The 23,273-nt window shown below is 52.9% G+C and carries 17 protein-coding genes; 11 read left to right on the top strand and 6 right to left on the bottom strand.

Translation table 11 applies throughout. The features are described 5' to 3' along the window. Positions 1-319 precede the first annotated feature (319 nt). Positions 320-502: a hypothetical protein gene (locus tag HCG48_RS09385; RefSeq protein WP_168568926.1), complete on the bottom strand. Its 183-nt coding sequence runs from the start codon at positions 500-502 to the stop codon at positions 320-322. A 145-nt stretch (positions 503-647) separates the two neighbouring features. On the opposite strand from HCG48_RS09385, the gene HCG48_RS09380 reads away from it, so the two are divergent. After that, positions 648-1,049, top strand: coding sequence for a CO2 hydration-associated protein CupS (locus tag HCG48_RS09380; RefSeq protein ID WP_168568925.1), 402 nt, complete (start codon positions 648-650; stop codon positions 1,047-1,049). Between the two features lie 78 nt (positions 1,050-1,127). On the opposite strand, the gene HCG48_RS09375 is transcribed toward HCG48_RS09380, so the two are convergent. After that, a complete protein-coding gene (locus tag HCG48_RS09375; protein WP_168568924.1) occupies positions 1,128-1,355 on the bottom strand; it encodes a hypothetical protein in 228 nt (75 codons plus the stop codon). Positions 1,356-1,965: 610 nt separating this feature from the next. Between HCG48_RS09375 and HCG48_RS09370 the strand changes: the two genes are divergently transcribed. Then, positions 1,966-2,190 (top strand): DUF2811 domain-containing protein, encoded by a 225-nt coding sequence (locus HCG48_RS09370; protein WP_168568923.1) that lies wholly within the window; start codon positions 1,966-1,968, stop codon positions 2,188-2,190. Between the two features lie 433 nt (positions 2,191-2,623). After that, the gene (gene hemG / locus HCG48_RS09365; protein ID WP_168568922.1) at positions 2,624-4,081 is read left to right on the top strand and encodes a protoporphyrinogen oxidase; all 1,458 of its coding nucleotides are present in this window, start codon (positions 2,624-2,626) and stop codon (positions 4,079-4,081) included. 586 nt (positions 4,082-4,667) lie between these two features. Here hemG and HCG48_RS09360 read toward each other — a convergent pair. Then, the gene (locus HCG48_RS09360) at positions 4,668-5,387 is read right to left on the bottom strand and encodes a response regulator transcription factor (RefSeq protein WP_168568921.1); all 720 of its coding nucleotides are present in this window, start codon (positions 5,385-5,387) and stop codon (positions 4,668-4,670) included. A 918-nt stretch (positions 5,388-6,305) separates the two neighbouring features. Here HCG48_RS09360 and HCG48_RS09355 point away from each other — a divergent pair. Together HCG48_RS09355 and HCG48_RS09350 are read left to right on the top strand one after the other, a co-directional pair. Then, positions 6,306-7,592, top strand: coding sequence for a hybrid sensor histidine kinase/response regulator (locus tag HCG48_RS09355; RefSeq protein ID WP_168568920.1), 1,287 nt, complete (start codon positions 6,306-6,308; stop codon positions 7,590-7,592). Between the two features lie 124 nt (positions 7,593-7,716). After that, positions 7,717-8,643 (top strand): tetratricopeptide repeat protein, encoded by a 927-nt coding sequence (locus HCG48_RS09350; RefSeq protein ID WP_168568919.1) that lies wholly within the window; start codon positions 7,717-7,719, stop codon positions 8,641-8,643. On the opposite strand, the gene HCG48_RS09345 is transcribed toward HCG48_RS09350, so the two are convergent. Then, positions 8,640-10,166, bottom strand: coding sequence for a hypothetical protein (locus HCG48_RS09345; protein ID WP_168568918.1), 1,527 nt, complete (start codon positions 10,164-10,166; stop codon positions 8,640-8,642). The genes HCG48_RS09350 and HCG48_RS09345 overlap by 4 nt on opposite strands. Before the next feature lie 502 nt (positions 10,167-10,668). Between HCG48_RS09345 and HCG48_RS09340 the strand changes: the two genes are divergently transcribed. The 4 genes from HCG48_RS09340 to HCG48_RS09325 all read left to right on the top strand — a co-directional run bounded on the left by HCG48_RS09340 (position 10,669) and on the right by HCG48_RS09325 (position 19,075). Then, entirely contained in the window at positions 10,669-12,498 is a 1,830-nt protein-coding gene (locus tag HCG48_RS09340; protein ID WP_168568917.1) for an NAD(P)H-quinone oxidoreductase subunit F, read from the top strand. Between the two features lie 140 nt (positions 12,499-12,638). After that, positions 12,639-14,213 (top strand): NADH-quinone oxidoreductase subunit M, encoded by a 1,575-nt coding sequence (locus HCG48_RS09335; protein WP_168568916.1) that lies wholly within the window; start codon positions 12,639-12,641, stop codon positions 14,211-14,213. Between the two features lie 117 nt (positions 14,214-14,330). After that, positions 14,331-15,629: a CO2 hydration protein CupA gene (locus tag HCG48_RS09330; protein WP_168568915.1), complete on the top strand. Its 1,299-nt coding sequence runs from the start codon at positions 14,331-14,333 to the stop codon at positions 15,627-15,629. A 401-nt stretch (positions 15,630-16,030) separates the two neighbouring features. Further along, positions 16,031-19,075 (top strand): PAS domain-containing sensor histidine kinase, encoded by a 3,045-nt coding sequence (locus HCG48_RS09325; RefSeq protein ID WP_168568914.1) that lies wholly within the window; start codon positions 16,031-16,033, stop codon positions 19,073-19,075. Between the two features lie 324 nt (positions 19,076-19,399). Here HCG48_RS09325 and HCG48_RS09320 read toward each other — a convergent pair whose 3' ends face one another. Next, positions 19,400-19,819 carry a GtrA family protein gene (locus HCG48_RS09320; protein ID WP_168568913.1) on the bottom strand — a complete coding sequence of 140 codons (420 nt, stop codon included), beginning with the start codon at positions 19,817-19,819 and terminating at the stop codon, positions 19,400-19,402. A 155-nt stretch (positions 19,820-19,974) separates the two neighbouring features. Between HCG48_RS09320 and HCG48_RS09315 the strand changes: the two genes are divergently transcribed. Together HCG48_RS09315 and HCG48_RS09310 are read left to right on the top strand one after the other, a co-directional pair. Further along, the gene (locus tag HCG48_RS09315; protein ID WP_168568912.1) at positions 19,975-20,292 is read left to right on the top strand and encodes a hypothetical protein; all 318 of its coding nucleotides are present in this window, start codon (positions 19,975-19,977) and stop codon (positions 20,290-20,292) included. A gap of 225 nt (positions 20,293-20,517) precedes the next feature. Further along, positions 20,518-23,091 (top strand): diguanylate cyclase domain-containing protein, encoded by a 2,574-nt coding sequence (locus tag HCG48_RS09310; protein WP_168568911.1) that lies wholly within the window; start codon positions 20,518-20,520, stop codon positions 23,089-23,091. A 35-nt stretch (positions 23,092-23,126) separates the two neighbouring features. On the opposite strand, the gene HCG48_RS09305 is transcribed toward HCG48_RS09310, so the two are convergent. Further along, the gene (locus HCG48_RS09305; RefSeq protein ID WP_168568910.1) at positions 23,127-23,264 is read right to left on the bottom strand and encodes a hypothetical protein; all 138 of its coding nucleotides are present in this window, start codon (positions 23,262-23,264) and stop codon (positions 23,127-23,129) included. Positions 23,265-23,273: the final 9 nt, after the last annotated feature.

Genomic DNA, 23,273 nt, shown 5'->3' with positions numbered 1-23,273 from the left:
TTCCTGAAATTTAACATCTTTTTGTAGAAATTGACATTAAATTTGATTCGCTTGTTTTTACAAACCTCCCCCTCAAACCCTTGACTACCCGCGATCGCCCTCTAAATTGACTGGGGTTCTCTCCCCTCGCGATCGCCGACCTCTTCCCCGTCCTCCTCCTCAGATCCTTTGAGGATCTATTTTGAATCGAATTTTATTGATTTTTTATGTAAAAATTTTAGAGTTTTTCCTTCTATCTTTCCTAATTTTTTTCTCAATTCTTCTCTAAATCTTTTCTCGTTTTTATCTGAATTTTCATTTCTATCGCTCGCCCCGATCTCTACCGATCCCTAAAGGGCTTCTGAGCCGATCTCAAAAATTGCGATCGCCGATCGATTTCCTCTCTAGCATCATCTAAGGCCGCCTCCGGCCAGGGAAAGGATTTGAAATCGAGATGGCGGTATCCTTCAGGACTGCGAACTTCGTAAAAGTAAACGTCTCCGGCAGCGATCGCAATCCCCATCTAACCGCGATTTTTCCTTCGAGATCGGGGATCTGAGACATTAATTTTCCCTATCCGAGCGATCGGACTAACCTGAATTTCAAAGATTATCTTAAGATCTTCTTAAGCAATTCAGCATCCATACACGACCAACGGAGGTTATTCGATGGCGGATATTGTCGAGATCGCGGTCAGCAATGAGGGGTTTGAGACCCTCGTTGCCGCCGTCAAAGCAGCTAATTTAGTCGAAACTCTCAAAAGTCCCGGTCCGTTTACCGTTTTTGCTCCCAACGATGCGGCATTTGCCAAACTTCCCCCGGGAACGATTCAAACTTTATTGCAAAATATCCCGCAGCTTACCCGAATTCTGACCTATCATGTCGTTCCGGGTAAATTGACTCAAGCTCAACTCAAGGAGATGCCATCACTCACTTCTGTGGAAGGATCGCCAATTGCGATTGATTGTAGCGAAGGTTTTGAAGTGAAAAATGCCACCGTAATCGCGGCGGATATCGAAGCGGATAACGGCGTCATTCACGCGATCGATACGGTGTTGTTAATGGGTTGAGTCGGGTTGTTTTCGGATTCTCATCATTGCACCATCGGCGCACCCTCGGAGAATCCGAAACTCCAGAATCAAGCAAATTTATTCGTAACTTTGTGAAAGTTGGCGTTCGGGTAGGATCGCTTCTCCATATTCGGGAATCCACGTCAGCCACTCGGTTTCGCTATAACGACACAAGAGTAAGGCTTCGTCGTAGCAAAAAGGGCTGGGACGTTGTAGGAGTAAAACCCAGGTGTTGGTGTGAAAGCGATCGCGATCGAGTCGGTCTCTCACTCGTTTGAATTCGACCTGGCGATTTTCAATTTTCATCAACTTATCCTTCCCTTGTGCCATGACCGATCCACTGGGGAAGGCGATCGCCTCCCCCTCGACATTCCCCGAGTTTTCCTGAATCTTGATTTTGTCTGTATCGAAAGTTACAAAATTAAGGGGTTCTCCGTCAAGAAACTGTCTTATAACTTTACAAGCAGGAATTTGCTCAATTTTGCAATTCTTATTCTTCGTCCTCGTTTTCCCCAAAGATTCCACATCGGTTTCCACAAGGGGTTCGTCGTTTTCCACAAATTAAACAGTTTTTTCCACAAGCTATCCCGGTCGAGTTGCACTCTTTTGGTGGAGTTGGGGATTTCTCCGCGATCGCCCGAGTCCCCACTTCCGTGGGGTCAAATTGTTAAATTAAGTAACAAAAAATGCACTCAAATGCCTATTATTTCGTCAGAGTTAACACTCAAAAACGCCACTTTTAACATTTCGCAACGTTGACAATCCCACCCCTTCTCGGCGCACAATAAAGCCGCTAGCCTCGATTGGCTGAGGGAACCGGGGGCGTTTGCGTAGCATCTCCCCAGGAGAATCGCCCCAATCGGCCACCCCTCAGACCCGAGGTTGTTCCAGCCCCGCGCGCAAGGAGAGGTTGCCCATGAAAGCCAACGTCAGCATCCTGGCTGAAATCCCCGAAGAACTGCACGAATCGCTCAAAGGATACTTAGAAACTCATCCCGATTGGGATCAAGACCGCGTATTTTGTGCCGCTCTGTCCCTGTTTTTACTGCAAAATGGGGAGAGTTGCACCCCAGAATCATCGCGCAACTACCATCGAGCGGCACGGGTGTATCTCGAAACGTTATTCCACAATCCGGCGTAGCGATTCAGTTTCGCGCGATCGCGCCCCCTGGGATAGGAAAGCGAGCTGCTCTCAATTAAATCGAAGGTTCGGGGATCCAGGTATCCCGCGCTCTACCTCAAAGGTGAGTGTCGGGATACCTGGATCCCTCGCCCTTGTCGATTCCCCGCCCGGCGGCAAGGACAAAGCCCTACAATGCGGATGAGAGCAGCAACCCGTAGGCATAGCTTGTAGTAAAGTAGAGAATCGAAGAGCATCGGGGACTCTGGGGAAAGGAAACCGCCTGTCAAGTCGATCTGTCGGGGTTCAATAACCTAGACAAGTGGCGGGGGCCAGCAATACCCAATCGCGTTAGTGTAGCGGTGCGTAGCACGGTTGGGAAGCCCGCGCTGTACCCGCAGGGTCAGCGTCGGGAGGATGTCACCGCTAAACATCCAACGTCAACATTATTGAAATGAGTGAACCAGCGAATCCATCTACCTTACTCGATACCCTCGTCGTCGGTGCGGGCATTACGGGCCTGACGCTTGCATTCGACTTGCAACAGAAATCGAGCGGCACCGCCCATTCAGCGAAAGTTCTCGTCGCCGAAAGTCAAGCTCGGGTGGGAGGTCGCATCGTTACCGCATCGGGAGATGGTTTTCTCTGGGAAGAAGGCCCCAACAGTTTTGCGCCGACCCCAGAGTTATTACAATTAGCCGTTGAAGTCGGCTTAAAAGATAAATTAGTCTTCGCCGACGGCAAACTCCCTCGCTTCGTCTACTGGCAGGGAGAATTAATGCCCGTTCCCATGAGTCCCCCTGCCATCATTAGCTCAAAACTGCTTACTTGGCGGGGGAAACTGCGCGCATTCTTCGGTGCTTTGGGGTTTGTCCCCCCGGCAATGGCCGATGTGGGTTCCGAGGAAACTGTCGCCTCCTTCTTCGAGCGCCATTTGGGCCGCGAAGTGCTGCAGCGCTTAGTCGAACCGTTCGTGTCCGGGGTCTATGCCGGAGATCCGCGACAGTTAAGCGCCCGAGCGGCATTTGGGCGTGTGGCGCGCATGGCAGAAGCAGGGGGCGGACTGGTTGCGGGAGCAGTCCGCACGAGCCGCCAGAAACCGAAAACGAAAGTCACCCCAGATCCGAACGTCCCGCAGCCCAAACGGGGACAGCTCGGTTCTTTTCGTCAAGGATTGGCGACTTTGCCCGAGGCGATCGCCGATCGCCTCGGAGACGCAGTCCAACTCAACTGGCACTTAATTCGCGTGCGCCCCACCGAACGACACACCTACATTGCCGAGTTTTCGACGCCGGACGGTCCGAAGCGGGTAGAAGCGCGCAGTGTGGTCTTGACCACCCCAACTTACGTGACGGCTGATTTATTCGATCCCCTCCACGGGGAGATTGCCCGGGCCTTACGGGGATTTGTCTATCCGTCAGTGGCTTGTGTGGTGTTGGGATATCCCACTTCGGCGTTGAAACGCCCGTTAAATGGTTTTGGGAATTTGATTCCCCGAAATCAGGGGATTCGCACCCTGGGGACGATTTGGTCTTCGTCCTTGTTTTCCGGGCGGGCGCCGGAGGGTTGGAATTTGTTGATTAATTTTATTGGGGGCACGGGGGATCCGGCGATCGCCGAGTTAGAGAAAGACGAGATCGTTCGGGTCGTGCATCGAGATTTACTCAAAACGCTGCTCGCGCGAGATGTAGACCCGAAGGTGTTGGCAGTTCATCTCTGGAAGCGGGCAATTCCCCAATATTGCTTGGGTCACCACCAGCGCTGGGAGCAGATCGATCGCGGCTTGCAGGAGTTTCCCGGTCTTTACTTGTGTGGGAATTACAGTGACGGGGTAGCGGTGGGCGATTGCGTTCGTCGCGCGCGCGATCGCGCTGCGGAGATCCGCCAATATTTGGCCTCGGCGACGGTCTAACTTTTTCTAAGTTTTTGGCCTCGAAAACTGCTCGTTTGTCCGATCGAGGGAGCAGTTTTCGAGGCCAACGACCTGAGAGTTACGATTGAATTTAGAAAATCAAAAATTCACAACTTAAAAAACTTACAACAATTCCTATCAAAACCCGCCGATCGATCTCGCCGTTCGATCGTTTCATCCCCTTCATTTACATCGTAGAACGTCGTGAAATCCGATCTTAAAACCCCGTTCGATCGCATCTTTTAAGTTCCCTAGCACCCTAAAATTTGGGGTAAATTAACGGTGGCATCGGGGTAAAAATCCGTGTTTTACTTTCTGGAAGATTACTGAGTCCGGCTCGAATTTGGATCGAATTGTCATCGAATTTGCTGACACCCTTAAAGCTTAATTCAATAATTGAAATTGCGGTTTGAACCCATCGATTGCACCCTGTAAAATTGTCAATCGATCTCGGGCAAATTGCAGCGAGACCCGATCGCGGACGCCAACGGCGATCGACCCCAAAATACCGACCGACACCCAGCAAAACCCACAAAGATTGAGACGGTTCCAGAGATCGCCCCCCGCAACCGCTCGGTCTTCGCATTCATACTTCCATTTCCGGCGATCGATCCGAACTTTGAATCTCAAACTTGTAGCCCACCCCTCGGACGGTTTGAATCAGTGAAGGACTCCCCGTATCCGGTTCGATTTTGCGTCGGATTTGGCCGATATGAACGTCTACCACGCGCTGGTCACCCACGTAGTCATAATCCCAAACTTCCTGTAACAATTCCGATCGCCGCCAAACACGACCGGGATGACTGGCCAAAAAGTAAAGTAAATCAAATTCCAAAGCCGTTAAAGAAACAGGTTTTTCGTTGAGAGTCACCTCGCGACGCACCGGATCGATACACATCGCGCCGAAGGTCAAAGACGGCTGTTCGGCGGTTTGGACGACACGCTGTCGTTTCAAAAGCGCCCCCACCCTGGCTCCGAGTTCGACCAGACTAAAGGGCTTGGTGATGTAGTCATCCGCCCCCAAATTAAACCCTCGAATTTTATCAGCTTCATCGGTGCGACTGGTCAGCATCAAGACAAAAACCCCCGTGCGTTTTTGCATTTCCTGACAAAGCTGATACCCGGTGGTATCCGGCAAATTAACGTCAAGAATCACCAGATCGGGGTTAAATTTTTCAAAACTCTCTAGAGCTTTTTTTCCATCCTCTGCCGACTCCATTTGATACTCTTGCTGACTCAGAAAGCGATAGATCAAATTGCGGATGGCAGGATCGTCATCAACGACAAGAATCTTGGCAGGAGCCATAGCTACAACAAATGCGGTGTGAACTGGGTAAGAACGATCGAAGACGCTGACATCTCAGAGCCGATGCCAGACTGGAGAAATTTACACGATTTCCCGAAAACAGGACAACACTAACAATCATTTATCCAGCATTGTGACATTTTCCTGACCCCAAGCCTACCGAATACGAGGCGGGCTTCCCAGCTTGGCAGAAAATCGTTCCGAGGTCTTCGGAGGTTTCGAGTCCCCTTGTTTAGCAGGTCGCATCAGCATCGAAAATGGTGGTTACCTCAGCACTATCTTGCCATTCTAAATGCGGAAGATCTCGCCCATGCGGTCGAGAAGTCGAGCCATTCGATCTCTTGGGGAAAGGAAATCTGTAAGGGTAGAGCCAAAGATGCGATCGCCAGAGCCGTTTGCCCCCAGTCGATTCGAGCTAGCCCCCAGGAAGAGCGGAACCCCCGAGAACGCTGCCCTTAAAAGATAGGACGGGTTGCTCTCTGAGCTTTACCCATCGTCACACAAATCGGGACAGGTTACTCGGGGAGCCTCCCGATCTTATCTCCTAGGAGAAGGAAGTTATAAGAATTTAGAGATAAATCCATGGGAATTGTCAATCTCATGTCACGATCTTTCTAAGCTGCGTAACGACTTCAAGGCTCGACCCGATCTCGGTCTTGAGTGTGAACTGGGGTAGAGGGTTAACAACAGGTCTCGACTCTCGTCAAATCGAGAACGGCCAACAAACTCACAAGCGAGGGCATACTAAAAAGAAAGAAGCGATCGCTGCTGCCCATTCCAATCTAGGCAATTGAGGGAGATTCCAGAGATAATAGAGTTCTACGGATTTCTACTGCCATTCACATGAGGCGCGATCGCCTCGTTTGGGGAGAGCGACCAATTGGCCAAAACCTCGTCAATCTGGCAAGTTTTTGAAATATGAATATTAACTTTTCACCGACCCACTCCCCCCTCATTCTCCTCGTGGACGACGATCGCACCACTCGCATGATGTTGCGTCGCGCCATGATCAAAGAAGGGTATCGCGTCGCCGAAGCCAGTAATGGATTGGAGGGCGTTGAAGCGTACCGCCAAATTCAGCCCGACATGGTATTGCTCGACGCGCGAATGCCGGGTTTGGATGGGTTTGCCTGTTGCCAGCAAATACAAGCGGTCTCGGAACTTAAAAGTACGCCGATTTTAATGATCACCAGTTTGGAAGACGAAGATTCCGTAGACCGAGCCTTTCAAGTGGGGGCCACGGACTACATCACCAAACCGATCCACTGGGCCGTGTTACGCAGGCGCGTCCAGCGTTTGTTGCAGGAAAAGCAAGCGGAACGAGAAATTCTCAAAGCGTTGGAGCGCGAACGAGAACTCAATGCCTTGCGCTCGGGCATCGTGACGACGATTTCTCACGAATATCAAACTCCTTTAACAGCCATTATTTCCTCGGCAGAACTGCTCGAATGTTATTGGCCGAGGTGGGGTGAAGACAAAAGAAAAAAACATTTACAACGGATTCAAACTGCTGCCGGGCACTTGAGTCAATTAGTGCGCGATGTATTGTCGATCGATCTGGCGCAATCGGGTCAATTGGAGTTCAATCCTTTGGTCTTGGATCTCGAACAATGGTGTCGGGCATTAGTGGCCGAAGCGGGGGATCCCCGCCGCGAAATCGCCTTGAATTTTGAAGGGGACTGCCAGAATTTAATACTCGACGGCCAACTATTGCAACAAATTTTAACCAATTTATTGTCTAATGCGATTAAATACTCCCCCGGCGGAGGAGCGATCGAGTTAATCGTCCGTTGTCGCGACCTCCACCGGGAGGATGCGGATCTCGGCAGCGACGGCCAGGAAGCGAACCGTTACCAGATTTTGGGAGGGGTAGCGCAGTTAGAGCCTGCGGACGATACCTGTTCGGCGATCGTGTGCTTGCAAGTTCGCGATCGCGGCATCGGGGTGCCTGCCACCGAACGACGGGCTATTTTCCAAGCGTTTCAGCGAGGCAGCAACGTTGCGACGATTCAAGGAACCGGGTTGGGATTGGCGATTGTCAAACGTTGTGTGGAGCTGCACGGGGGACAAATTGAAATTGACAGCGAACTCGACGTGGGAACCACGGTGACGGTGACTTTACCCGTGCGGCGCCTCTCCCCAAATACCTCTCTAGGCGATCGCCGTTCGATTGCCGAGTCTTCTTCCTTGGAGGCTACGGGATAAGCCCGAACGATGGAGCAGATCTCACCCCCCCACCGGGGCGATCGTGACACGCGCCGAGGGGATCGAGAGATTGTTACAATTTTTTGTGTTTGTGAAAACCCGATGATTTCTAGAGGCTAGAGCGATGCGGAACTCCTTTAAATGGATCGGTATGATGGCAGCGCTGATGACGGGTTTGACCTCTCCAGTGTGGGCTCAAACCGATCCGACGGGCAGTCGGGATTCCGGCCAGGTCACCGATGAAGAGACGACGCCGATGCCGACGGCGGCGCCCGAGCCGGAGTCCGAGGCGGTGCCTTCCCCGGAACCTGGGAGCGAAGATCTGCCGGAGACGCCAGCAGCAGAACCGAGCGAGTTGCAATCCTTGCTTTCGGAAGGGCAATTTTTGCTCAATTCTAAAAAGTACGATGCAGCGTTGGACCTTTACGATCGCGCCGTCGATCTCGACGGGGATAATGTGGATGCTCGAATCGGTCGGGGAATGAGCTTGGCAGCGTTACAACGCTACGACGAGGCGATCGCCGAACTCAACCGCGCGGTGGAGTTGCGCCCTCAATACTCCCTCGCGTGGCTCAGTCGCGGCACGATCCTCAAAGATACCGACCGTAACGAAGCCGCTCTAGAATCGTTCGATCGCGCCTTGGCCGGAGATGGCAGTTGGGGCGAGAATCGAGCCGCAGACGCTCACATCAATCGCGGTTCGGTGTTGTGGCGCTTAGATCGTCGCGAAGATGCTCTCGATGCCTTCGATCGCGCGATCGCCCTCGACGATCAATTTGCCTTGGCTTGGTATAACAAAGGCACGGCCCTGCTCCAAGAAGGCCGCTACGAAGAGGCGATCGTCGCTTACGACCGCGCCTTAGCCAGTCAGGGGGATTGGGGCTTAACGACCGGCCCGGCTAGTGCCTGGTACAACCGGGGGGTTGCCCTCGAATTACTCGAACGCTACGAAGAGGCGATCGAATCTTACGATCGCGCCTTGCGAATTACCCCCAACCACACCAAAGCCAGACAACAACTGGCGAACTTGCGCGATCGTCTCGACCTCTAAGGCAACCAATCCGGCTGCAATCCGCTAAACGGCAATTGTTCCGGTTTGAGTTCCCCCTTAACCTCTTCTGCCGGAGGTGCCCCGGTCAAGGGTAACAACCACAGGCGACTTCCCGTAACCGTCGCTCCCGAACTGGTGCGCGGCAAGTCTGTGGATACGGCAGGGTTCTCCTCCCCACTGGCGACAAAAATTTGATCGAAGAGCAACCCCAACCCGTCTGGGGACAAGCTCATCTGAATTTCTCGCTGTTGGGGTAAGACGATTAAGGTTTGTAACTGCTCGGTGTTGAGGTCGATCGCGGCGATATACGGTTCTTCTTGATACTCGTCGCCGGGAATTAATTTCGTCAGTAAACAGTAGAGAATATCCCCATTGGGGCTAAATTGAGCGTCTAAAATCGAGCCGTTGGTCCGCCACAGTTCTTTTTGAACCCCTTGGGCGGGAATGACCAGGAACAGCGATCGCGTGTAGTCGGTGTTGAACTTGACCATCGCGGCGGCGCTTCCGTCCCGCTTGAAACTGAGGATCTGGCCGAATTGGGCCATGAAATCCAACGGTTCGGCATTCGGTTCTAAGGGCAAGTTGGCCAAGCCTTGTCCTTGGGCGACGACGACCCCGGTACTGTCCGGGGTAATCATAAAATCCCCACCGGGTTCGTTCCCCAGGGATTCCGGGGCTTTCCCGGGTTCGATTTTCCACAAGCTGACTTGACCCGGATTGTCTTTGGGAATCCGTTGGACGACGGCGATCTGGCCGTTGGGGGCTAGGTCGAAACTGAGGTTTTGATATTCTTGGCTGTCTAAAATGCGCTCGATTTTTCCCGGCGGTTTGGGATCGGGGGGCGGTTCCCCGGGTATGTCGGGATGAATTCCGGTGGTGACGGTGTACAGTTGTTGCTCGAATCGACCTTGCAAGAACGAAAGGCGATCGCTGGCGGAGAATAAGATCCGATCGCCTTCGGGATAGGGTTCGTAGTCTGTCACCCACAATTCTTTCGGGGTGAGAATCGTTTTTCTCGGCGTCGTCTCGTCTGCGGTACTGAGGTTGTAGAGAATCAGGCGTCCCCGTTCTTCCGGTTCGACGCCGAGGTAGACGATCGCGCGATCTCGACTGCGGAATCGACTGAGAAAGGGTTGGATTTGGGCGCTTTCGTCGTCCGGGTCGGAAAAGCGATCGCGGGCGCCGTCCAAGGTTACTTGGAACTCAAAGCCGTAAGGCGCGGGGCGATCGAGGGTGTACGCCATCCGCCGACCCGCCCAACTGATTTTTCCCGGTAACGGCGGTTCGATCTTGAGGTGATCTTCGACCGATTCCCGATTCATCGGTCGGGAAAAGGTCATGATGAAGGCGCGATCTTCCGCTCCAATTTGCTGCTCGTCCCAGCTAAATTCCCTGACCGAGGGGGCGGTTCGTTCTCCGGTGAGCAAGATCGCGGCAATGATAACGGTCAAGATCGCCATCGCGACCCACGCCACGCGATCGAGGGGTTGGGAGAATTTATCGGCGATTGGATTCGATCCCATGTTTGGATTTTAGATTTGAGATTTTAGATTTTTAATTTTATCGTTTGAGTTTGACGGCGCGATCGACCTATGGTGTCGCCGTGCGATCGCCCCGCGCACCCCGAGGATCCCCCCGTCCGCTCACCCCTCGATTTCGCCGACGACGCCTCCATCGTGGCGATCGCCGCCAAAAGTTAATTCTTTTTTCGATTTTAAAAAAAATGACTCAAAACAATCAATAAAAACAATAATAACAATAAATTAAAATCTATTCATTCTCCCCGATCGCCTTAAATAACCCCCTTGAATCGGTCGCGATCGCCTCCTATAAGCCCAGCTTAGACAGCAGATTACCGATTTTTTTGACAATCTCTTGGATCGATCGCCTTGAGGATAGTACCCTTAAAAGCAAGATTAAAAAATAATTAACTTTTCTTACAAAGCGGGTAGTTTGAGGGGCGATCGCCGACCTCCCTTGCTCTTGTAAGCTTTGCTTTTTGCCGTTTATTAGAGGTCGTCACTGATGGATCACTTCCTCGGTACAACCGTATGGTTCGTACCTTGTTACACCTTAATCGGGGGGATTATGTCCGGGATGTGGTCGCCCGGGATCCTGCGTCGCATCGGTCCGCGACCTGCCGGATATGCCAATGCCTTGATGACCTTGCTGGCTTTCACGCACAGCTTGTTCGCCCTTCCTGGGATTTGGAACCAACCCCCTCAAACCCTATCTTGGACCTGGTTAGATGCCGCCGGGTTGCATCTGAGCCTCGATGTAGAAATCTCTGCCGTCAGCGTCGGGGCGATGGCCCTGGTCACCGGACTCAACCTGCTCGCCCAAATCTTCGCCGTCGGCTATATGGAAATGGACTGGGGATGGGCGCGCTTTTATGCCCTCCTCGGTTTATTTGAAGCGGGGATTTGCTCGTTAATCTTGTGCAATTCCCTATTCTTCAGTTACGTAGTTTTAGAAATCCTCACCCTGGGGACTTATCTCCTCGTCGGCTTGTGGTTCAGCCAGGGTTTGGTGGTGACCGGAGCTAGAGATGCGTTTTTAACCAAACGGGTCGGCGACTTAGTGCTGCTCATGGCCGTGGTTGCGCTCTTACCCCTCGCGGGAACTTGGAATTTTACGGAATTAGCGCAATGGGCCGAAACTGCCCAACTGGATCCGACCGTCGCCACCTTGTTAGGTTTGGCACTGATTGCCGGACCGTTGGGGAAATGCGCTCAGTTTCCCTTGCACCTGTGGCTGGACGAAGCGATGGAAGGACCGCTCCCGAGTACAATTTTGCGAAACTCGGTGGTGGTCGCCACGGGGGCGTGGGTATTGATTAAATTACAACCCGTTTTAGCCCTCTCAGAAATCGGTTTAGCGGCGGCGGTCGCCATCGGCTCGGTCACGGCAGTGGGCGCCTCGGCGATCGCGATCGCCCAAATCGACATGAAGCGTTCCCTCTCTTACTCGGTCAGCGCCTACATGGGATTGGTGTTTATCGCCGTGGGCACCGGACAAACCGATACCGCCTTGATGCTCTTATTCGCCTACGCCGTAGCCATGGCCCTGTTGGTGATGAGTGTCGGCGGCATCGTGTGGAACAATATCACCCAAGATTTAACCCAATATGGCGGCTTGTGGTCTCGCCGTCCCCTCTCCGGTCTGTCCTTCATCATCGGTGGTGCCGGACTGATTGCCCTACCGCCGTTTGGCGGCTTCTGGGCGTTGCTACAAATGGCCGATCGCCTCTGGGCAACCCGACCGGAATTAGTCGCGGTTCTCCTTCTCGTCAACGGCTTAACTGCATTTAGCGTGACGCGCGAATTCGGCTTGTTATTTGCCGGAAAAACGAAACCGATGACCGTGCGATCGCCCGAAGTTCACTGGCCGATGGTGTTACCGATGCTAATCTTGGCAGGTTTTGCGCTGCACGTGCCGATTTTGCTCTGGCAGTGGCAACTGCTCCCCGACGGCTTGAGTTTCAATCTCGCCGCCGCGATCTTGCTGTCCGTTTCGAGCGCGATCGGTCTCGGTTTGGGGGCGTTCGTATATATCGGCGATCGCTGGGAAAAACCCGTGCGTTTGGGTTCGGCTTCCCTGCAAAACTTTTTCGCCTACGATTTTTACACGGCCAAACTGTACAAATTGACGATTGTTTTTGCCGTGACGATCGTTTCCCGTTTGATTTCTTGGTTCGATCGCTATATCGTCGATGGTTTTGTCAATCTCGTCGGTTTAGCCACAGTATTTAGCGGCCAAACTTTGAAATATAACGTTTCGGGACAAACTCAATTTTATGTCCTGACCATTTTATTTGGCGTTGCCACTTTGGTGACGTTAGCCATCTGGTTGTAGGTTCGCACGAGTCGCCAGATAGAACTCAAAAAGAAGGATAAGGCGGGCTAATTGCCCGCCAGCAACTCTCCTAGCTTTTCTCCTGGCTTGCAGCTTCTGAGTCCCTACTGCCTACTTCCCATTCCCCACTTCCAATAACAATGCTAACTACATTAATTTGCTTACCTCTTATCGGTGCGGCAATCGTCGGCTTTTGGCCGGGAAAAGCCAATAGTTCCTGGTTGAGAACCGTGGCGCTGGCGATCGCCACCCTCATTTTTGGCTGGACGTTGGCGATCGCCATGCAATTCGATCTCGGCGTTTCCGGGTTTCAGTTACGGGAATTCACCCCTTGGGTTCCTCAACTGGGATTGACCTATCATTTGGCGATCGACGGCTTATCCTTTCCCCTGTTAGCGCTGTCGGCCATGCTAACTTGGATTGCCATTTATGGCAGTGGCGATGGCGTCGAACGCCCCCGGCTTTACTACCCGATGATTTTATTAGTCAATGCCGGGATTGCCGGGGCTTTTGCCGCCCAAAACTTGTTATTATTCGTCCTTTTTTACGAACTCGAACTGATTCCCCTTTACTTATTAATTGCCATTTGGGGTGGCGAGAAACGCGGTTATGCGGCGATGAAATTCCTCATTTACACCGCGATTTCGGGAATTTTGATTCTCGCGGCCTTTTTGGGGATGGGATGGCTTAGCGGGGCGAGCAGTTTCGATTGGGAGGCGATCGCCACTCAAAATCTCTCCTTAAAGAGCCAATTCATTTTATTAACCATCCTGTTAATTGGTTTTGGCATTAAAATCCCCCTAGTTCCCCTGCATACCTGGTTGCCCGATGCCTACGTCGAAGCCTCCCCACCGATCGCCATTCTTTTAGGCGGTATTTTGGCCAAATTAGGCACTTACGGCTTAATTCGCTTCGGTTTACAACTCTTTCCCGGGACTTGGGAACTCATTTCCCCCGGATTGGCGATCGTCGGCGTGATTAGCGTGCTTTACGGGGCATTGACCGCGATCGCCCAAAAAGATATCAAACGCATGGTCGCCTACAGTTCCATCGGACACATGGGCTATATCTTGGTCGCCACGGCGGCGGGAACCGCCCTGAGTACCTTGGGCGCCGTCACCCAGATGGTCAGTCACGGCTTGATCCTCGCCTTACTGTTCTACCTAGTCGGGATCGTCGAAATCAAAGTCGGTACCCGGGAACTGGCTCGTCTCAACGGGTTGATGAGTCCGGTGCGCGGTTTACCCTTAACCAGTGGCTTGCTCGTCTTAGCCGGAATGGCCAGTGCCGGAATCCCCGGTCTAGTCGGGTTTATCGCCGAATTTATGGTGTTTCAAGGCAGTTTCGACATTTTCCCGGTTCCGACCTTGTTATGTATCATCGCCTCCGGCTTGACGGCGGTTTACTTCGTCATTCTTCTCAACCGCACCTGTTTCGGACGGCTGGATAACGCCACGGCGTACTATCCGAAAGTGCTGTGGCGCGAACGAGTTCCGGCGTTTATTTTAGCCGCGACCATCTTCGTTCTCGGAATTAGCCCCGCCTGGTTGGTGCGCTGGAGCGAACCCACGACGAATGCAATGGCGTTGGCGTTAAAAGCGCCAATCGCGACCCCCGTCGCTTTAGGAAAAAACATCGATCGCGGCGATTCTCCTTTGGAGACGCTTTCGCGTCGCGGCGCCACTGTTTCGCAACTCAACTCCGTTCAATTTTAAGCCCGAAACCCATCGGTAGGGTCGGCCAATTTAACCCTACCGATCGCCTTTCAACTCCGCCCGCGATCGTTTGCAACTTTCAGATTTTATCCCCCTCAACTTTACCCATCAATTGCCATGAGTGCGACCCTGACGAAACCGACTTTACCCCCCTCGCAACACGAATTTGCCCCGATCGTACACCGTTTGGAAGCGGGGGGGGCTATGTTGCCAGATACGCCGGAAAACTTAATGCAAATCATCGGCATTTATAAAGCCTACGCAGTGCCGATGGACTTTTACTGGCGCGATTTACTCTATATCGCCGAAGAAGTTTTTTTAAACCCCTTACCCTTTTTTAAATACTTCCTTCCCCAACATTATTTAGACCTTCACAATCACTACGCCGGAGACGATGCCGATCTGCGAGTTTGGCGCGGCGAAGCGACGGCCCATCCCGAACTTTTAGAATTTATTGAAAAAGGAGAAATCGGCAAAAAATTACCGCGTTTACTCCACCATTGGCTGCACGATCGCGTCAATATGGAATTTGCCGAAGCCTGTATGAGAGCTATGCTCTGGCACGGTCGAGATATGGGATGGGGCCAGTTTGACGCCTATCTCGATACGGACGAATATAAAGCCAATGCCGATCGCGCAATTAAAGCCTATTTCAAAGGCAATCCGATGATGTTGGGGCTTTATAAAGCGTTTCCCGACATGTTTATCGAACAAGTTCGTCAGTTGTCTTATTACAGCAATCTCGGACTGTTTTGGGAAGTGATGGCTCCGGTCTTTTTTGAAATGTCGGACTTGTACGATGAAGGGAAGTTAACGACGGTTCCCGAGGCGATGAATTTCTTAGTCAATGGCATTTTTGCGATCGCCGGACGCCCGATTTACCATCACGCTCACATTCGCGGCGAAGTTTACGAGATCATCCCGAAATCTAAGGGCTTTATGTGGCTTTACGAAGCGGCTTTACCTTATGTGGAAGCTGTATTTTATCGCACGGCACCTTTCCGAGGAACGAAATCTTATAACGCCCAGGCGAAAGAAGTTCCAAACGAACAAAAAGACTTTCATTACGGAATTCTTTACGCCGATGTTTTCCCCGTGGGGACTGCAGGGATTCCGCCGACGTTGTTGATGCAGGATATGTTACATTTCTTGCCCCCCTATTTGGTGGATTACTATCAAAAACACTGTCGGGGGGAAGATGATATGTTAATTCAGTTGGGAATTACATTTCAGCGATCGATGTATTGCGTGACCTCGGCGGTGATTCAAGCTTTGCGCACGGCGTTGCTCTATCCTTTAGACGATCCCAATCCGAAACACTTACAAGCAAATCGAGCATTTTTTGAGGCGCAACTCGATCGCTTCAAACGTCCGGAAGCGCGCTTGCGCGATATTCAACGTCAGGATTATCGTTAGAGCGCGATTTCTTCATGGTAAATATGGGAAGAAATTCGGGGGTTGGCGATTTCTAGGCGCCAAATTCGCCAACCCTCGATCGCCCTCCCCTAAAAAGCTGAGGGGTTTTTAATGGAGGGCGATCGCCTAAAATCTTAGATTTTGTCAAGAAAAATTAAGAAATGTATCTGAGGGGGATGACGGTTGTTTTCTCCCCTCTTTTTTGTGGATAATTATTGCAGAATCGCAAGGGTGAATGATTCAGGGAAAATCTGGGAAACGAATTGCCTCGAAACTGAGGAGTTTCTCAATCGAAGCGATTGAATTCCTGAGAACAACTGCGTCTAAGCATAAGTGTCGAATTGCCACTCGGGAACTGAGTTTGATACAACTAAAGTTAGTTTGAAGTTTGAGTACCGTTGATGGTTTCACCCCGCGCCAATTCTTCCTTATCTTTGTCGGACAATTCTATTATTTTATGGTTAGGCGATCGCGGGTCACACTGGAAGCAACACCAAGCCATGTTGGGCGATCGCGGCTATACTCTTCGTGCGGGGCGTCTGGAGGGGGAACGCTGGATCGTGCGCGGACGCCAGCGAACCAACCCGATCGAACCGATCGCGATCGTGGTGCGAGGGGCAGATTTCGAGCCGATCTGGCAGATGCTCGGCGCCCTCGTTCGCGTAGCGTCTCCACCGGAGAATTGCCACATCCCGATTTTAATCCGAATCGGGGTGGGAGAAGCATTCGATCCGACGCTCGTTTTAGAACGCGAAGGGGTCGATTACCTCAGAGAACCCTTTGAATCCAGCGATTTACTGGTGCGGATCGAACGGTTGCTGCAATCTGGATCGCGCAGGCGCCAGCAGACACAAATCGAGCAGCAGTGGACGATTTTGGAACGGGCGATCGCCCAAATCGGCATCGGGGTGACCATTTCGGATGCCCTTCGTGCCGACTACCCCATTGTTTACGTCAATTCCGTATTCGAGCAACTCACGGGTTATACTTTTGCGGAAGTGAAAGGTCAAAATTGTCGCTTCTTGCAGGGAAAAAAGCGCGACCAACCGCAAATCGCTACCCTCCGAAAGGCGATCGCCACGGGAGAACCGTGCGAGGTGATTTTAGAAAACTATCGCAAAGACGGGACTCGCTTTTGGAATCAGGTTCAAATTTGCCCGTTTCGCGACGCCGAGGGAACGGTGACTCACATTGTAGGCTTGCAGTCCGATGCCAGCGATCGCCGAGCCCAAGAACAATTTTTCTTCGAGAATCGAGAACGATTTCGGCTGGCGTTTGAAAATGCGCCGATTGGAATGGCGATCGCCAGTTTGGAACCGGAAAAAAAGGGTACGCTTTTACGCGCCAATACAGCATTATGCCGGATGCTCGGCTATTCTCACGCCGAACTCAAACAATTGACGATCGAACGTGTCAGTCATCCCGACGACTGGAAAATCGATCTCGATTTAGCCTACAAACTGCTCGCCGGAGACATCGATCGCTACCAGATCGAAAAACGCTACATCCACAAGCAAGGACATATCGTTTGGGGCAATTTAGCGGTCAGTTTAGTTCGCAACGAAGTCGGCGAACCACTTTATGCAATTTGTCATGTCGAAGACATCAGCGATCGCAAACGGGCCGAACTCGCCTTGCAAGAACGAGAAACCCAGTTACAAATCCTCGGGGACAATCTCGATCGCGGTTTGATTTACCAACTCGTGCGCGACCCGGACGGATGCTATCGCTTTTCTTATATGAGTGGCGGGGTCGAACGCTTGCTCGGACTGACGCCAGAACAGGTCAAAGCCGATCCGAGTAGTCTGTATGCTTTAATCGCCGAAGAAGACCGTCCCCTACACGATCGCCTCACCGAGGAATCGTGGCGCAATTTGTCGGTGTTTTCAATGCAGATGCGCAAACGCAAACCGGACGGATCCCTACAGTGGTCGCAACTGCGATCGGTTCCGCGACGGTTGCCCGACGGAACCACGATCTGGGATGGGATCGAGGTCGATATTACCGAACTCAAGCTCGCCGAAGCGCAATTACGCGAGAGTGAGGAGCGCTTTCGGGGAGCCTTTGACGATGCGGCGGTGGCGATGGCGATCGTCGATTTACAAGGTAATTTTATCCAGGTCAATCGGGCGTTGTGCGACTTACTCGGTTACGACGCCGAGGAATTATTAAAATTGAATGTCTGCGCGATCGTCGATCCCGAGGAGCATTTTGCTGCAAAAACCTTGCAACCCCTTTTCGAGGGACGACAATCGGCCCTGGTTCAAGAAAGAGAATATTTACATAAAGACGGGGAAAAAATTGCCACTCTGGCAAGTATTTCGCTGCTCAAAGACGAACGGGGGAAGCCACGTTACGCGATCGGTCAAATTCAAGATATCCGCGCGCGTAAAGCCGCCGAGGCGCAATTAGTCCACGCCAAAGAAGCCGCCGAAGCCGCCAATCGCGCCAAAAGTGCGTTTCTGGCGAATATGAGTCACGAACTGCGCACGCCGTTACACGCAATTTTTGGTTTTAGCGACCTGTTGCGTCACAGTCCAAATTTATCGGAGATCGAACGAGAACACTTGCAGATCGTGCGCCGCAACGGGGAAAATTTACTGGGTTTGATTAATGAAATTCTCGACCTGTCCAAGATCGAAGTGGGACGGGGATTGCTGAAACTGGAGCATTTCGACCTGTACCGACTGTTGCAGGAGTTAGAAGAGATCTTCGGGGTGAAGGCGCGTCAGAAAAATCTGGGTTTTCAAACGATCGCCGCGCCGAATTTGCCTCGATATGTTTGCAGCGATCGCCTTAAATTAACTCAAGTTTTAATCCAGTTATTAGAAAATGCGATTAAATTTACGACCCACGGTGAAGTGAGCTTAGAAGTGCGTCCGGTGGCGGGGGATTGTCCTGCGCAGACCCTACGGGAACGCCTGCGCTTTGCGGTGCGCGATACGGGGATCGGAATCGCCGAGGAAAATCACGATCGCATCTTCGAACCCTTTACGGCGGAGCGCGTCGGGACGAAGGGTTCGACGGGATCGGGATTGGGTTTGGCTCTAGTCCGCAAGCATCTCGAACTCCTCGACAGCGCGATCGAATTGTCCTCGGAACCGGAGAACGGATCGACCTTCGCGTTCGAGATCGAGGTGGAAACGATTAGCGAAGATGTTCGAGGGACTCAGGAGGCGATCGTCGATCCCGCTTCCCCTCCTACAGCGTCGCCGACGGCGGAGGAATTACAAATTGAGAAGTTGCTCGCCGATTTATCCGCTTCCTGGAAACAAGAGTTACGAAAAGCGGCCTTAGTTTTGGACGATCGCGCCCTATTCGCCTTACTCGACCGACTCTCGGACCGAGAAGCTCCTCTAGTGCATTGCTTGCGTACTTGGATCGATAATTTTGCCTACGATAAAATCATCGAACTCCTCGATCGCCATTGTCAAGATTCGTCGTAATTCGATTGTTGTGAACTACCGCTATTGAATCAAAGATTACAATAGCGGCTTCCCTCTTCACTGGGGACTGCGCTAGATAGAACTTAAAAAAGCAATATAGCATTTTCCTCTGCTATGCAAGACATTGAGATCGGCACTGTACCTCATCAGGCGCCCGAGTGCTGTAACAAATTTTTGGATATTCTCGTCAAGTCGAGCGATTTTTTTTTGATTTTCTCACAGAGAAAGGCGAGCTCAATGCCCGCCTTTCTCTGCGATCTTTCGGTACTCGTTCGGTCTAAGTGAGGCGATCGCAGGGGCGATCGATCGCCGCGCCCATCCCCCTTACCAGCGCCCTTTTCGCAAGCGTCCGAACCACAGATAGCCGCGCCGTCGGGCCGTTCTGAATCGGCGCGATCGACCGAAAACCATGTATTTGCTACCGGGATAAATCCAAAAGGCAAACACTAAAAACTTCGACGTCAACCAGGCAGTTTCTTCGATGTCGAGCAAATAGGTCGCCAACAGGGTCGTCAACGTCGAGTGTAGGACGAGGGCGCTTCCGGAGACGATCGCATAACGAAAAGCCGCTTCGAGTAAATTGCGCTCGAAGCGAGCAAATACCCAAAAACGGCAAAGGCTAAAGTGAAAAATTCCCCCCGCCAGGGAGCCGAAGACGGCCCCTCGCGGAACCGGAAGCTCGAACAGCCTGACGAACAGCGAAAAAACGATAAAATCTAGAGCCGTGGCTAAAAAAGAGGCCACGCTCAATTTGCTCATATCCTGCAGGTGGCTGCGGAGCGCTCTAAAAACACTCGATTTAATAAATTCCATAGTCACACGAACTCCCCCGTCTCAAGTTACCAGGGCGTCTGGGTTATCTTTACTCCTTGTCGCTCGAATCCCTTCCCATCCCAGCCATGGCGAGCGATCGGCGGGCGACGGGTAAAGCACTCCTGAAATCGTCAACCCGTCATTGCTGGCGATCGCGCGCCGATCGCCGAGGCTCGGGCTTTCTTTTATTGAGTGGGTTTTTAAGGCCAGTCGGGAGCATTATTATGCCAGTTGCCCAACTGGACCGTCAAAAAGGGCGATCGCCCACCGGGGTCGGAACCTGTCTTGGGTCGATCCAGCATCGGCGAACGGCGCGAAGATCGCGACGCCGCCAACCCGTCAAATCCCTTAACCACGAACGCTTAGACCCGTCCCTCCGTAGGGAAGCCCTAACAGCATGGTAGCCCATACCCACCTGTGGCCATCGGCTGTCTTGGGTGATAATTCTTTAAGGAGCCTCAAGTTCGTCGGCAAGCGATCGCGCTCCACCATCGATCGGCCCGTCTCGAACCGCATCTCGTCCAGCGCAGTCGGACCGTACCAATCCAGCAGAGACTATGCAATCCGTCAGAGCAGTACCTAGCCAGTCTCCAGTCAGCCAGTAGCATCAGGGAATAGGGGCAATACGCATGAATGTCGAGCGCCGATCTGACCAATCGTGGTGTGACGCTAAAGTTAAAGGAAAATCCGATCCGTCGCATTCGTGCGGCGACTCTTCCGGGGGATCGAGCACTCACTGCACGTCCGCAGAAGTGGCGTGCGAGTACGACGGAAGCGAACGAGAAGTCGCCCAATTGCGCGAACAACTCGCCCGAACCTCGGCCCAACTCGAACAATACCGCAATTATTACGAACAATTGCCCGGTTTTTACTTCAGTCTGACCTCGGAGGCGATCGTCGAGCAAGTCAGTGCGTTTGCGGCGCGACAACTGGGATATTCGCGCGATCGCCTGCAAGGTCAACCCTTCGTCAACCTGTTGAACGGTCCGCAAGAAGTCCGAGCTTTCCGTCAGTGGTGGACTGGCGCCGATTGGCAGCATCACAGCGATACGGAGCAAATCCACGGGCGCGAAGTCACCCTTCAATGCGCCGACGGTTCGCCCTTATTTTTGCGCCTCAGCATCCGCACTGTCCCTCCCCTTCCCCCGGGAGACCTCCGAGGGTCGAGGACGTTTCCCCACCCGGCGAACGAACCAGAACGAGTGTTGTTCGTCGGCGAAGAAATCGGCGATCTCAAACAAGCGCTCAAAAATTTGGAACAACAGCGTCAATTCGGGACCCAATTGCTCGAAGCGACAGATGTTTTAGTTCGCAATTTCGTCTCTACAGTCCTCGATACCGCCAACTCTTTAGTGGTGGTGCTCGATCGCGAGGCGCGGATTATGAGCTGCAATCTTGCCTGCGAGAAGACGACGGGCTACCGCTTCGAGCAAATGAGTAACCGACGGGTGGCGGAGTTATTTTTAATTCCCGAAGAGGTGGAAGCGTTCCACACGGTTTTAGTGCAGTTGAGTTCGGGAAACGGACCGAATCACCACGAAAATCGCTGGTTGACCCGGGATGGCGAGTTACGGACGATCGCCTGGTCGAATACGGCGATTTTTGAGGAAGATAGCGATCGCGTCAAGTACATTATCTGTACCGGGATCGACATTACCGAACGCCGCCAAGCGGAACAAGCCCTGCGTCAAAGCGAGGAACGCTTGCGAACCCAGTACAAGCACATCCCAATTCCGACTTTAACGTGGCAGTGTGTCGGCGATGAGTTTTTCTTGATCGACTACAACGATGCGGCGTTGGCGATGACGGGGGGCTGCGTGGCGCGCTCGTTGGGGAAAACCGCACGCTGCATGTATGCGGACTGTCGGGAGTTGGTCGAGGAGTTAAAGCGTTGTTTTCGGGAACGACGCACGATTAAAAGCGAACGGTTTTATCGCTTTTGCGCGACCGCCGAACCGAAACATTTCGCGATCGTTTACGTGTTCGTGGCGCCGGATATGGTGATGGTCCATACCGAGGATATTACGGAACGCAAACAGTTGATGGGGGCGTTGCAACGACAGGCCCGACGGGAACGTCTGGTCGGGGTGATTCAAGGACGGATCCGCCACTCCCTCGATCTCGATCGCATTCTGGCGACGACGGCGAAGGAGGTGCGCCGTTTCTTGCAAGTGCAACGGGTCGCCATTTACCGGGTCTCCCCTCCCCTCGCGGAAGGCGGTTCTCGGGATTTGACTTTTGTGGTGGAATCGCGCACGTCGGCGGTTCCGTCCCTGCGAGACGAATCGTTGGACTGGCGCTGGTTCGACCCGGAACCGCAGTGCGCTGGCGACGGCTTACCCGTGTGCGCGATCGCCGATCTCGAAACGGCGGATCTCCCCTCGGCGGCGATCGCCCGCCTCCACGCTTTGGGAATTCGCGCTCACTTGCAAGTCCCGATCTGGATTCGCGAACGTTCTGGGGTCGCCCCCGATTCCGATCGCCCTCCGGAACGGGGGGACCGTCTCGGACTCTGGGGATGGTTGTGGGTCGATCGCTGTTCGGCCCCGGGTCCGTGGGAGGCGTCGGATATCGATTTCGTCGAACAAATTGCCGGAGAATTGGCGATCGCCATCCAACAAGCGCTCCTCTATCGCCAACTCCAACTCGCCAATCAGGAGTTGGAACATTTAGCCACCCTCGACGCCCTCACCGGATTGGCGAATCGCCGTCATTTTGATGCCTATCTCAATCGCGAGTGGCAGCGACTGGCGGCGGCAGGAGTACCGCTTTCGTTGATTCTGTGCGATATCGATTATTTCAAGGCTTATAATGATACTTACGGTCATCTGGCGGGCGATCGCACCTTGCGAGAGGTCGCCGATGCCTTGCGCTCTACCTTGCGCGAGGGCGAACTCGGGGCGCGCTACGGCGGCGAAGAGTTTGCCCTGATCCTACCCCACACCGGGGCTGAAGAAGCGATGAGCGTGGCTCAGACCTTGCGATCGCGCATCCATGCTTTGGCGATCGCCCACAAAGCCTCGTCTCTCGGCCAGATCGTCACCCTCAGTTTGGGGGTCGCCACCCGGGTTCCTTCGGCGAACTTGTCTCCCGCTTCCCTGATTGCGGCGGCGGACGACGCCCTCTACCGCGCTAAAGCCCTCGGACGCGATCGCGCCATCTTCCACCATTCCATCGGTCCTCCCCCGGGTCATTGCCCTTAATTCGGATCGCTCACTCCGGAAACTTTAATAATTTTTTATAATCCGCCTGCCGTTCTCGGCGATCGCGCCTCAATCCCCACCCCTTGCGGCGATCCCGGGTCTCTCTCCCCCCAACTCGACTCGACGGGGTCGGCCTGACTCGCTCCCTCCAGGTTTCCGTAAAAATCTTGCATAAATCCTGC

It is taken from the genome of Oxynema aestuarii AP17 (assembly GCF_012295525.1).
Lineage (GTDB): Bacteria > Cyanobacteriota > Cyanobacteriia > Cyanobacteriales > Laspinemataceae > Oxynema > Oxynema aestuarii.
This window is presented reverse-complemented; position numbering and strand designations above follow the sequence as displayed.